The following is a 12,137-nucleotide window of genomic DNA, read 5'->3' on the forward strand; positions in this document are numbered from 1 at the left end:
TCAAGTGAACCGGAGGCGTATATGCTTACTTTTGAACAGAAAATAGCTATTCTTGATTCCTATCCCCAGCTGGAGGCGCGGAAGGTCTCACTGGGACGGGTGAATTATCACCTGGAGCAGAGCCGTCACGACAAGAAGACCGTGGCTTCGCATATTCACCCGAACGGGAACGGCTTCGTCTATGCCGGGCTGCTGCGGGGCTACGAGACGGATGATAAGGGACTGGTCAATATCCGCGATTATTCGGAGGCTGCGCTGCGCGAGCTGCTCGATGCGTCTATCACTTCTCTCTTGATGTACATTCCCGAGGCCCCTGCCCCTTCCAAAAGAAAGAAAAAAGCGCAGACGGGCGGAGCTGAAGCGCAGTCGCTGTGGAAGAATGAGGCTGGGCATACGCTGAGCCTGAGATTCGAGGAGGATCTGTGGTATCTCTATGCCGGACTACAGCTTGAGATGGCCTTCGAGACGACGGCTGAAGCGGAGGAATATCTCGCTGAAGAGGGGTTTGCCCGGGCGGAAGACTAACACCAGAACAGAAATAGGAATAGCTCAGGCCCGTAAATCGACCTTTATCGACGATTTACGGGCTTTTTCGCATGAATTTCTGCATATTCCGGCAAATTTATAGAATTCCTCGGTGAGTGCCCTTATACTAGAGCCAATGGCATTTTCCATATATTTCACAAGGAGGAATCACAATGAACAACCCGGAAGGCGGAACACCCTTCACGAATCCTGAGGGGCCTAACAACCAGCCTGGGCAGCCGCAGCCCCAGCGTAAGGTAACCGAGCAGTTCAATAATCTGCTCAAGGATGAACGTGTACAGCAGGCACAGGCAGTAGGCAAGCAGTATTGGAGCTTTTACCTGAGAGCCCTTACCCGCCCGTACAGTACAATGAGGGAAATTCCTGTGGCCCATTTCATGAACAGCCTGATCACCATGGGCCTTACGGCGTTGTTAACGGCCTTATATTTCCTCACCCTGTTCATCAAATGGGATGTCTCGGCCATCTTCGGCCCCGGCTTCCTGAAGCCGCTGTTATTGACGGCGGTAGGCCTTGCCGTTGCTTGCGGAGCCACTTATGCCGTTCTCCGGCTGGAGAAGGTCAGCTTCGATTTCAAATTGCTGATTACCCGGATGGGCACGCTGCTCGTTCCGGCCGTGGCGCTGCTGGTGCTGGCGATTCTTACACTACTTGTCAGCCTGTACTCCTTCTCGACCACATTGGTGGCATTGTCCTTCCTGTTTGTCTTCATCAGCATGAATACGGCTTTGTTTCAATATCCGCTGAACACCGCCGGCAGCCGGGGAATTGACACCTTATACCCGATTGCCATCGCCAACATTGTGACCGGATATATTTTCTACAAGCTGATCACCTCCGTCATAGCCGGAGCGGCCTTTGGTATGCTAAGCAACTCCTTCAAATTCTAAAATCACCCCGTAAAAAGCTTATGCCAAAAACGGCGCTGCCGTCCTAATCAGGACAGCAACGCCGTTTTCATATGTTGCATTTCTATTCAGCCCGGTAAGCCAGTTACGGAGTTGTAGGAGCTGCCGGAGCCGCTGGCATTTCAACTTCCTTCGCGTCCAGCGCTTCCTGCGGAACCTTGATCTCGTCGACCTTATTGTGATCGCTGATGGTCGACTTCATATCCATATCAATCGATATCGTCTGTTCATTGCTGGTCATATCCATGACCATCGTTACATCTGTACGGGTTGGGAAGTAGGTTTTCTTATCTACCGCATAGGCGATATTCATGCTCTTGATGTTCATCTGCTCCATCATAGCAGCCATCTGAGGATCGGCACTGCCGCCCTGATTCATATAAGACTTCGCCAGCTCCTTAACGTCATCGCCGGATACCTCGGCAGACAACAGATAACTATCGCCTTCCTCGGTGATTTTTGTCTTCTCGGTAAGCGCCTTGAATTGCTCCAATTGCTTCTCAGGGTTGGCGGACTGCTGCATAGCAGTCAGGACCTGTTCACCCATCGTAGCAGGCATCTTCATCCATTGCCCGTTCACCTGGGAATAGAAGCCGTCCTTAGTCACATACTGCTCAATCTTCTGGTCGCCCTGGGCCGTCTTCATCTGCACCTCCTGATGCATCATCAGCGGCTCCTTAATGAACTCGGATTTCGTGGTCATATCGGTATCTTGCGCATTATCCCCTTGTGCCGTCTTCACGTTGATCTTCTGCTTCACCTGCGATTCCATCGCGAAGCTCTTCAGATCACCCGATGCAGCAACCGACTTCTGAATCAATTCATCCACTGTTGGAACGCCGTCTGATGTCTGTTCAGCAGGCGCTGCCGATGCGGAGGCTTCCGGAGCCGCGTTTCCTGAAGGTGCAGCTGTTGCAGCGCCCTCTGATGGTTTGAGCTCCTCATTATTGCCGCAGCCAGCCAAGGCCACAGATAACATAACACCCATAAATAACGTAGTCCATTTCTTCAAGTTCGATTCCTCCTAGTGATGTTAGCAAGTAGTATTGTTAAATCTTGTGATGTATTTAACCACAGGAGCCCCCCTTTTAATCAGCCGTTTAAAAGTTACATCCAAAGTCATGGTCGTCCCGCCCGCAAAAGAACACTATGAAGACAGGCCAAACTGTGCTTATATGAGGAAGAATACTACTAAATCCAAAAGGGAAAGAAGCGTGGACCCGCATGAGTTTTGAAATCGTAGAGGCTACCCTGTCTGACATTCAAGCCGCTCTGGATTCCGGGGAGATCACTTCCAGACAATTAATCCTGATGTACCTTGAGCGCATAGCGGATCATGACAAAAACGGTCTGACGGTGAATTCTGTACTGGAGATTAACCCGGATGCGCTGTTCATCGCTGAATCCCTGGACGTAGAGCGCCAGCTCCAGGGTCCGCGCGGACCGCTGCACGGCATACCGGTGCTATTGAAGGATAACATTAATACCGGAGATAACATGCATACCAGCGCGGGCTCGCTCGCGTTGGCGGACTCTTTTGCCGGAGAGGATGCCTTCATCGTCAGCAGGCTGCGCGAGGCGGGAGCTATCATTATGGGCAAGGCTAATATGACGGAATTCGCCAACTTCATGACGAATGGCATGCCCTCCGGCTTCAGCTCCCGGGGCGGGCAGGTGCTTAACCCCTATAACATCTCCACGCCGACAGGCGGCTCCAGCGCCGGGTCTGCTGTAGCGGTGGCCTGTAATTTCTGCACCGTCTCCGTTGGAACAGAGACCTCCGGCTCCATCCTCAATCCTGGCAATCTTGGCTCTATTATCGGTATTAAACCCACGGTGGGGCTGATCAGCCGCTCCGGTATTCTGCCGCTCTCCAGCACGCAGGATACCGCCGGGCCTATGGCACGAACGGTCCGGGATGCCGTCCTTCTCCTGAACGCTCTGCTCGGTCAGGATGCCGGAGATGCGGCAATGGGTACGAACAGAGGTAAGGTTCACGAGGATTACACGGTTTTCTTGGATGCAGACGGTCTGCGGGGAGCAAGAATCGGAATTCCGCGCGATTATTACTTCGAGGAGCTGACGGAGGAGCAGCTTGCGCTGTTCAATGCCTCTGTGGAGAGAATGCGGGAGCTCGGGGCGACCATTATCGATCCGGCCGAGATTACAACGGCGCGGGAGATCAGCTATTCATCCGTGGTGCTGAATGAATTCAAAACCTCGCTGAACGCCTACCTGGCCCGCCTGGGCCCGGGGGCACCGATGCGTACCTTGAAGGATATTATTGATTTCAATCATGCCCATCCGGTCCAGACGCTGAAGTTCGGGCAAGCGACCCTGCTCGATGCCGAATTAACAACCTCCGGCACCTTCACTGAGCCGCAATATCTGCGTGACCGCATGACGGATCTCAGACTCTGCAAGGAGCTCGGGATTGACGCTACTATGCGCGAGCATCAGCTTGATGCCCTGCTGTTCCCGGCCGACTTCGGCGCACGGATTACCTCAAGAGCCGGATATCCGTCGATCGTTGTGCCGTCAGGCTATACCTCAGCCGGCGCGCCCTTCGGCGTAACCTTCTCCGCCCGGGCCTATGAAGAACCGGTGCTTATCAGACTGGCTTACGCCTATGAGCAGAACTATAAGGTGCGCAAGCCGCCTTCACTCCGCAGCTTCATCTGATCCCGATTCATGCCAACATGGGACAGGCTCCAGGTGCGCAGCTGGCAGCTGCGCACCCCCTTCTCAATCATAGTCATGCCGGTTCTCTTCATCGGCAATGCTCTGAATCTCCTCTGCATGCATCAGATGCAGCTCATAATCGCCTTCGGCATGCAGCTTCACGACCCGCTCTTTGGTGAACTTCGCACTGCTCTCCGCTGCATCCTCGTCGTAGAATAACAGAATCCCGTCGCTTTTACGCAGCAGAAGATCATCCCTGGCCTTGAACTGCCAGCTCCCGTCATAGGGGGCATTGCTTACGGCTCCGTAGTAGTCGGCACCGGCTACTATGCGGCGGTATTCATTCTGCTTCTCTTCCTTCCACTTCTCCTCCGGTGAGGCATGGGCCGTAATAATGCCCAGCTTCAGCCCGGGGTATTGCTGCTTCAGCTCCAGCACCACCTCGCAGGCCCACAGATCAACGCCATATTGCCCGGGAGTAATGACCCATTCCAGTCCCTCCTCCACCAGCGGAATGATCCGGTTCGCGAGTGCTTTTTTGATATAGGGAATGCCCTGATGCTTGCTGTCATAAATGCCGAGCTCATGGGCCCGGTAGCCTGTGACCAGTAAGGTTCTCATGCGCTGCCTCTTTTCTGATTCATTCATTCCTGCTGTCCTGAACAATCTGTTCTAGTATGCATTATATACCATTTAGGCTGGCTCGAACTTTTTTCGGGAATTAGGAGTAAATTCAGATAAACTTTGGAAAACTTGATGAGAAGAAAAACGTCTGCTTCTGTCCTGACATTTAAATTTCTGCGGCTGGGGATGATCACACTGTTCGCTTCCATTGTATCGTATATACCCGGCTGGGCAGTCTTTGGTCAGGCGGGCGTTGCTATGCTCGTTCCACTGCTTCTCACGTTACTGTATAGATCGCTCTATAGGCTGGTAGGCAGCGGACGGGGCCAGATAGGGTACGGCTCCAGAACCGTTCACCAGACCCAGCCGCCTGCACCTGCCCCCTCCAGCATGGCGGGTACAGCTCCCTTCAGCGGCAGCTACAGCACGGATCTGCTCGCTGTGCAAGCCGCCATTGGAGACAACAGCGATCTGCATTTCAGGGAATTCACATTAGCGAATACAGGTGCCCGGGCCGTGCTTATCCATATCGACGGCATGCAGAATGACCGGCTGCTGAATATGCGAATTATGCAGTTCCTGATGTACGACTTGCCTGAAGGACCGCTGTCTTCCGCAGGACTTGCCCGTCAGCTGCTTCCCTTCAGCGAGCTTAAGGAAGAGAACGCTATCGAAGCGTTTAATAAATACATCCTCTTCGGACACGGAGGCCTGCTGATCGAAGGTCTGCCCTGCGGACTTCTCATCGAGATGCCTGGTGCCGCTAACCGGGCCATCGCGGAGCCGGTCTCTGAAGCCCTGCTCCGCGGTCCCCGGCTGGGCTTCTCCGAGGTGCTGAACGAGAATACCTCGATGCTGCGCCGCCAGGGCCTGAGCGACCAGCTTGAGATGAAGTCTTACCGGGCAGGCAGCACGATTGAGCGGGATATTGTGATCGCCTACATGAAGGATATCGTCAATCCCGACCTGCTGGAGGAGATCAAGAACCGGATCGCCAAGCTCGATATGGATTTCCTGGCCGAATCCGGTTATATCGAGCAGCTCATTGAGGATAATTATCTCAGTCCGTTCCAGCAGCTACAGAATACAGAACGGCCGGACAGAGTGATCAGTGCCCTGCTGGAAGGACGGGTTGCCATCCTGCTGGACGGCACACCCTTTGTACTAATCGCACCGGTAACCTTCAGCATGCTGCTGCAGTCGCCGGAAGACTATTATGATCGCTGGCTGCCGGGAACACTTCTGCGGCTGCTGCGTTTTGGCGCTTCCTTCTTTGCCCTGATGGCTCCGGCCCTGTACATCTCATTCATCTCCTTTCATCCGGGGCTGATTCCTACAGAGCTGGCGATTACGATCATCAAGACCCGGCAGGGTGTACCCTTTCCCTCGCTGATTGAGGTGCTGATTCTGGAGGTCGCCATCGAGATTCTGCGGGAAGCCGGCATCCGGCTGCCGAAGCCGATTGGTCCGGCGATGGGCATCGTCGGCGGTCTGATTATTGGCGATGCAGCGGTTCAGGCGGGGATTGTCAGTCCGTTCCTGGTCATTACGGTGGCCGTAACCGCCATCTCCTCCTTCTCCATCCCGATGTACAGCGCCGGGATCACCCTGCGGATGCTGCGCTTCGCCGGTATGCTGTTCGCCTCGGTGCTGGGAATGTACGGGACCATTCTGTTCTTCCTGCTGATCTGCTGCCATCTGACCAAGCTCAAGAGCTTCGGAGTGCCTTATCTGACCCCGCTCTCCCCTTTCCGGCTCAGTGACTGGAAGGATCTGTTCCTGCGCGCTCCGATGGCTCTGATGAAGCGCAGACCGAAAATGATGAAACCCCAACAGAGTAAACGAAGATCATGACCGCGCCTGGTATAAGGAGGAATGCAGTATGTTCATACGTACGGATGATAAAATCACGGCTACACAAACGGCCATTTTCCTGAACAATACCCTGCTGGGCGCGGGTGTGCTCACACTGCCGCGCAGCGTGAGCAAGAGTGTAGGAACTCCGGATGGCTGGATCTCCACCCTGCTCGGCGGGGCCATTGTAATGCTGGCAGTTCTTCTTATGGTGAAGATCAGCCAGCAATTTCCGGGAAAAACCGTCTTTCAGTACTCAAGGTTGCTGACCGGCCGGTTCGTCGGCGGCATTCTGTCCATGCTGTTAATCCTGTACTTCATCACTATCGCCGGCTTTGAGATCCGTACACTGGCCGAGGTTACCCTGTTTTTTCTGCTGGAGGGGACTCCGATCTGGGCAGTAATTCTTCCTTTTCTCTGGCTGAGCACCTACCTGGTGTACGGAGGCATCAACTCTATTGCCCGTGTCTACACCATTGTTTTTCCGATCAGCATCATGATTCTGCTCATCTCCTTCGTGCTCAGCCTGCGGATGTTCGATATCGATAATCTGCGTCCTGTGCTCGGCAGTGGGTGGTCCCCTGTATTCGCAGGACTCAAATCCACTGTGCTTGTATTCACCGGCTGTGAAGTCACCATGACGCTTGTGGCGTTCATGGATGACCCCAAAAAGGCTGTCAAAGCTATGCTTGGCGGCCTGAGCATCCTGTTGGCCATCTATTTCCTGACCATTATTATAGTGATCGGAGGCATCTCTATTGATTCCGCCATTACCAGCACCTGGCCCACTATTGATCTATTGCGCAGCTTTGAGGTGCCGGGATTTTTCTTCGAGCGTTTGGAATTCCCGTTCATGGTCATTTGGCTGATGCAGATGTTCTGCAACTTCAGCAGCTTCTTTTTCCAGTCCTCACTGGGTCTCTCCCAGATTTTCAAGCTTAAGGTCCATCCGATTATATATGCGCTGGTTCCGCTTCTGTTCATTTCGGCGATGCTGCCGAAGTCCTTAAGCGACCTGTTCGCACTCGGGGATACCATAGGCAAGATAGGGCTGGTATTGTTCCTGCTGGTGCCTGTCCTGCTCTCCGTCGTCTGGCTCATCCGGGTGAAGGGGCTGAAGCAGCATGTCTAGACGAATCCTCCTCCTGCTGTGTTCGCTGCTGATGCTTGCCACACTGACCTCCTGCTGGAGCAGTAAAGAGATTGAGGATTTGGCCCTATACGCCGGCCTGGCTCTGGATATCGGAGAGTTCACGCCTACAGAACAGGAGCTGGAGGACAAGGGCGCTACTTATTATAAAAAGAATAAGATTACCGCCACTGTGCAGATGGTTCCGGCTAACTCCGTGGGTGGAGCAGATAAACAAGGCGGCAGCAGCAGTAGTGCACCCTATATGAATGTATCCGGAACCGGAGATTCTGTGCTGGAAATTTTCCGTCAATATTCGATTCTGCGTGAACGGCCGATCATCGGCCACCACCTCAAGGTTATTGTGATCTCCAGTGAGCTGCTCAAGCAGCAGAGTATAAACCAGTTAATGGATTTCGTGCTTCGGGATAATGACATCCGTCCCAGTACGATGGTGTTCATAAGCCAAGGCCGGGCAGCAGACACTATGGTCACGAAGCAAAAAAATGAAATTCCTGCCTTTCATATCAGAGATATGCTGCGTAATCAGAAGAGAACCAGCAAGGTGCTGGATCCTGTTATTTTATCGAAAATGGATGCCAATATGTTCTCCAAACGCAGTTATGCGCTGCAGAACCTGGTAACGGCGAATGGTGAGGTAGAATTCTCGGGAGCCGGAGTCATCAAGGGGGATACCGGACACTGGGTGGGGGCGCTGAATCAGGAGGAAACCGAATGTCTGAGCTGGCTGACCAACGGGGGGCAAAGCGGCGTCATCAAGACCTACGACTGGAGCAATGAGCCGATTACCTATGAACTCAAGTCCATGAAGAGTAAAATCACTGCCAAAGCAGACGGCGGCCAGCTATCCTTCGACGTCAAGCTCACAACGGAAGGAAGGCTAAGTGAGACCTGGAACGTAGAGGAATACCCTGCGGCCACCCATCTTCCCCAAAAAGCAGAGAAGCTGTTCAAGGAGCGGCTGGAGCGGATGATGACGAGTATGCTTCACAAGCTGCAGTCGGATTACAAAGCAGATGTGGGCGGCTTCTCCACCAGGCTCAGTATTCAGGAGCCCGCCTTATGGAAGAAGCTGGAGGATCGCTGGGACGAGGTGTTCAGCCGGACTCCTATTCATGTCACTATTGATCTGAAGATTACGGACTTCGGCTCCTTCACTCAATAGGGTAATCCCGTTAAGTGAGTCTGTTCTAAAAAAAGCTGTCCCAGCAGCCGTGTCTAATGAACGGCCTTCGGGACAGCTTTTTCGCACCTTACTGTTTGTCTGAGAGAATCAGCACACCACGCCCGGGAACTGGAGTGGAGCCGCTGAACTTGCTGCCGGTAATCAGATCGGTCCGCTCTAGGGTACCGATATCCGCACGAAGCTCCTCTGCTGAATGGTTCAGCAGGAACAGATAGGATACGCCGTCTTTCACACGCTGGACGGACTCAATACCTTCCGGCGCGCTGACCAGCGGCGCAATGCCTTTATCGGCGCACAGGTTAGCCAGGAAGCCGCGCAGGAAGGCCGCATCGGGACTTGTGGCCACATAATAGGCTTTGCCTGCACCGAAGCTGTTCACCGTCAGGGCCGGCATACCTTTATAGAAATCCGCGCCATATTGGGCGAGCACCTCTGCGCCTTCGGGATGAATCAGGTCACAGAGCAGATCGCAGCTATATGAACGGTTAAGTGATCCCCACTCCTTGTTCATCACGATCTCATTGCTCATGCCCGGCAGCAGGGCATCGATCTCCTCGGACCAGATCCCCAGCACCTTGCGCAGCTCTCCCGGATACCCGCCAACCGTAACCAGATCATTCTCATTTACGATCCCGCTGAAATACGTCGTAATGAAGGTGCCGCCAGCCTGGACGAAGGCTTCTACCTTCTCGGCGAAGCCCGGCTTCACCATATACAGCACCGGTGCAATGACAATCTTGTATCTCGACAGATCTTCTTCTACGCCGATCATATCCGCTTCAATATTCTGCTGATAGAGCGCATCATAATACTTATGGACCTCGTCCACATATTTCAGTGCAACAGACGGGCCGCTGGAGAGATCAAGCGCCCAGCGGTTCTCCCAGTCGTAGATAATCCCGATCTGCGCCGCGCTGCGTGCATCCAGCAGCTCGCTGCCCAAGCTCTCCAGCTCCCGGCCCAGCTCAGCACATTCGCGGAATACGCGGGTATGCTCATGCCCTACATGCTCAATGACCGCTCCGTGGTATTTCTCGCAAGCGCCGATGGACCGCCGCAGCTGGAAGAACAGCACAGTGTCAGCACCGCGTGCTACCGCCTGATAGCTCCAGAGGCGCATGACGCCGGGGCGCTTCAGAGAATTGTACGGCTGCCAGTTCTGCTGGCTTGGCGTCTGCTCCATCAGCATGAACGGCTGTCCGTTCTTCAGGCCGCGCATCAGATCATGCGTCATCGCCGTATGGCTGACCGGTGTGTCCAGTGCCGGATAGTTATCCCAGGAGATTACATCCAGATATTTCGCCCACTTGAAATAATCCAGCTCCGGGTAGAAGCCCATCATGTTGGTTGTAACCGGAATGTTCGTGCTGTGCTGCTTGATTGCTTCATATTCGAGGATGTAGCATTCCAGCAGGCTATCCGACATGAATCTGCGGTAGTCCAGAGAAATTCCCTGGAAGTTGGTCCGGTTACCGCCCCACTCTTCACTGAGTTCATTCGGAACAACGATTTCCTCCCAGTCATAGAAGGTATGGCCCCAGAACCGGGTATTCCAGGCTTTGTTGAGCGCATCCAGCGTTCCGTAACGTTCCTTCAACCAGACACGAAAAGCAGCCTCGGACTGCTCGGAGTAATCATATCCCCCATATTCATTGGAGATATGCCAGGCCACCAGGCCCGGGTGATCCTTATAGCGCTCAGCCAGCTTACCGGCCAGCAGTGCCGCATATTTGCGGTAGACTGCGCTGTTCGGGTTGGAGTTGTGGCGGCCGCCGAATTTACGCTTCCGGCCCTGAACATCCACGCGGGTAACCTCCGGATAGCGGTGAGCCATCCAGGCCGGATGTGCCCCGGTACCCGTAGCCAGACATACATAGGTGCCGTTCTTATATAAGCGGTCGATTAACTCATCCAGACCACTGAAATCATACGTATCCTCAGACGGCTGAATCAGCGCCCAGGAGAACACATTAATGGTTGCCACGTCTATGCCCGCGAGCTTGAACATCCGCTCGTCCTCTGCCCAGACCGGGGCCTCCCATTGCTCCGGGTTATAATCTCCACCGTACCAGATCTTAGGTAATTTCTCGTTGATCACGCTACGCACATCCTTTATAGTATAAGTATATCCTTATTTTAATCGCTACCTCTATCGCTATAAATATAATATTAATGAATTGGAATATAATAATATGGAACAGTTGGAGATGAACCGGAATGTCACTGGATACCGTCCGCAGAATCGTATTCGCCCAGGAGAGCGGCCAGCTGCTCCCCATCACCCTCGACAGTATGGGTTATAACCCTGATCAGGAGCAAGTCTCCCGGCCGCAAGGCTATCACACCTATCACTGGCTGCAGACGGCGCATGGCGGCGGGATGATCCACTTCGACAACAAGAAGCTCACCCTCACCGAGGGCAGCGGCATTCTGCTGATGCCGGGGACACCGCACCGCTATGAAGCGCTCTCCTCAGAGACTTGGCGCACCTATTATCTCACCTTCGGCGGGACCTCAGCCCGGCATATTCTGGATTCGCTCGGGATGAACACCAGCCTGTTCTATCGTTGGGAGAGCGGAGCGCCGCTGAGCTGGATGCTGAAGGAGATGCTGGACCGCCACGATGCTTCGAATGACATGTTCAGTCTGGGGGAATCCAGCGATGCCTACCGGTTCCTGCTGACCCTGAACAAATACGGACAGCTGCATAACAACACGGCAATTTCCCGCAATGTAGACAAGCTTCAGCCGCTGCTGAAATGGATGGACAGCCATTATGGTGATCCCGAGGTAGGCCTCAGTGATCTCGCCTCCCGGCTTGAAGTGTCCGGCAGATATCTGAACAGCCTGTTCCTGCAGACCTTCGGGCTATCGCCCTATGCTTATTTCGTCCGGCTGCGCATCCGCAAGAGCAAGGAGCTGCTGGTTGCGAAGCCCCAGCTGACCGTCAAGGCCATCTCGCAGCTGGTCGGCTTCCGCGATGTCAGCCATTTCGTAGCCACCTTCCGTAAGCAGTCGGCAGTTACACCGGAGCAGTTCAGGAAGCTGCACTGAGTAGCAAGCAAGATTGTATTCGGTTTTTCGCATACAGCTGGCAGATGGCTATCTACATTTTCTAAACAAACACAGAAACGGATACCCTCCTTATAAATGGACGGTATCCGTTTGTGCACAAGCCAGCTATACC

The 12,137-nt window shown here is 53.8% G+C and carries 10 protein-coding genes; 7 read left to right on the forward strand and 3 right to left on the reverse strand.

The window, feature by feature from the left end:
- The first annotated feature begins 21 nt into the window (after positions 1-21).
- Positions 22-525 carry a hypothetical protein gene (locus NSS64_RS24040; RefSeq protein ID WP_340943987.1) on the forward strand — a complete coding sequence of 168 codons (504 nt, stop codon included), beginning with the start codon at positions 22-24 and terminating at the stop codon, positions 523-525.
- 173 nt (positions 526-698) lie between these two features.
- Complete coding sequence (locus tag NSS64_RS24045; protein ID WP_340943989.1) at positions 699-1,436, forward strand: hypothetical protein; 738 nt, start codon at positions 699-701, stop codon at positions 1,434-1,436.
- A gap of 103 nt (positions 1,437-1,539) precedes the next feature.
- On the opposite strand, the gene NSS64_RS24050 is transcribed toward NSS64_RS24045, so the two are convergent.
- Positions 1,540-2,466, reverse strand: a complete 927-nt coding sequence (locus tag NSS64_RS24050; RefSeq protein ID WP_341141775.1) for a DUF6612 family protein — start codon at positions 2,464-2,466, stop codon at positions 1,540-1,542.
- 212 nt (positions 2,467-2,678) lie between these two features.
- Between NSS64_RS24050 and NSS64_RS24055 the strand changes: the two genes are divergently transcribed.
- On the forward strand, positions 2,679-4,136 hold the full coding sequence (locus NSS64_RS24055; RefSeq protein ID WP_341141776.1) for an amidase family protein: 1,458 nt from the start codon (positions 2,679-2,681) through the stop codon (positions 4,134-4,136).
- Between the two features lie 63 nt (positions 4,137-4,199).
- Here the strand turns inward: NSS64_RS24055 and NSS64_RS24060 are convergent, their stop codons facing one another.
- Positions 4,200-4,757, reverse strand: coding sequence for a DUF1273 domain-containing protein (locus NSS64_RS24060; protein ID WP_340991163.1), 558 nt, complete (start codon positions 4,755-4,757; stop codon positions 4,200-4,202).
- 189 nt (positions 4,758-4,946) lie between these two features.
- Here NSS64_RS24060 and NSS64_RS24065 point away from each other — a divergent pair, with 189 nt between their 5' ends.
- From NSS64_RS24065 to NSS64_RS24075, 3 genes are read left to right on the forward strand one after another with little or no spacing between them, the layout of a single operon-like run.
- Positions 4,947-6,614, forward strand: coding sequence for a spore germination protein (locus NSS64_RS24065; protein WP_445667850.1), 1,668 nt, complete (start codon positions 4,947-4,949; stop codon positions 6,612-6,614).
- A 28-nt stretch (positions 6,615-6,642) separates the two neighbouring features.
- Complete coding sequence (locus tag NSS64_RS24070) at positions 6,643-7,746, forward strand: GerAB/ArcD/ProY family transporter (RefSeq protein ID WP_341141777.1); 1,104 nt, start codon at positions 6,643-6,645, stop codon at positions 7,744-7,746.
- Positions 7,739-8,929 carry a Ger(x)C family spore germination protein gene (locus tag NSS64_RS24075; protein ID WP_341141778.1) on the forward strand — a complete coding sequence of 397 codons (1,191 nt, stop codon included), beginning with the start codon at positions 7,739-7,741 and terminating at the stop codon, positions 8,927-8,929. Before NSS64_RS24070 ends, NSS64_RS24075 begins: the two co-directional genes overlap by 8 nt.
- An 88-nt stretch (positions 8,930-9,017) precedes the next feature.
- Here NSS64_RS24075 and NSS64_RS24080 read toward each other — a convergent pair whose 3' ends face one another.
- Complete coding sequence (locus NSS64_RS24080) at positions 9,018-11,048, reverse strand: beta-galactosidase (RefSeq protein ID WP_341141779.1); 2,031 nt, start codon at positions 11,046-11,048, stop codon at positions 9,018-9,020.
- Positions 11,049-11,167: 119 nt separating this feature from the next.
- Between NSS64_RS24080 and NSS64_RS24085 the strand changes: the two genes are divergently transcribed.
- Positions 11,168-12,004 (forward strand): AraC family transcriptional regulator, encoded by an 837-nt coding sequence (locus NSS64_RS24085; RefSeq protein WP_340944006.1) that lies wholly within the window; start codon positions 11,168-11,170, stop codon positions 12,002-12,004.
- The last annotated feature ends 133 nt before the right edge of the window (positions 12,005-12,137 follow it).

It is taken from the genome of Paenibacillus sp. FSL H8-0122 (assembly GCF_038005345.1).
In the GTDB taxonomy this organism is placed as follows: Bacteria; Bacillota; Bacilli; order Paenibacillales; family Paenibacillaceae; genus Paenibacillus_AQ.

Coding starts and splice junctions, on each gene's coding strand:
- NSS64_RS24075 (WP_341141778.1), top strand. CDS start 7,739: ATGTCTAGACGAATCCTCCTCCTGCTGTGTTCGCTGCTGATGCTTGCC.
- NSS64_RS24060 (WP_340991163.1), bottom strand. CDS start 4,757: ATGAGAACCTTACTGGTCACAGGCTACCGGGCCCATGAGCTCGGCATT.
- NSS64_RS24045 (WP_340943989.1), top strand. CDS start 699: ATGAACAACCCGGAAGGCGGAACACCCTTCACGAATCCTGAGGGGCCT.
- NSS64_RS24040 (WP_340943987.1), top strand. CDS start 22: ATGCTTACTTTTGAACAGAAAATAGCTATTCTTGATTCCTATCCCCAG.
- NSS64_RS24055 (WP_341141776.1), top strand. CDS start 2,679: ATGAGTTTTGAAATCGTAGAGGCTACCCTGTCTGACATTCAAGCCGCT.
- NSS64_RS24085 (WP_340944006.1), top strand. CDS start 11,168: ATGTCACTGGATACCGTCCGCAGAATCGTATTCGCCCAGGAGAGCGGC.
- NSS64_RS24065 (WP_445667850.1), top strand. CDS start 4,947: ATGATCACACTGTTCGCTTCCATTGTATCGTATATACCCGGCTGGGCA.
- NSS64_RS24070 (WP_341141777.1), top strand. CDS start 6,643: ATGTTCATACGTACGGATGATAAAATCACGGCTACACAAACGGCCATT.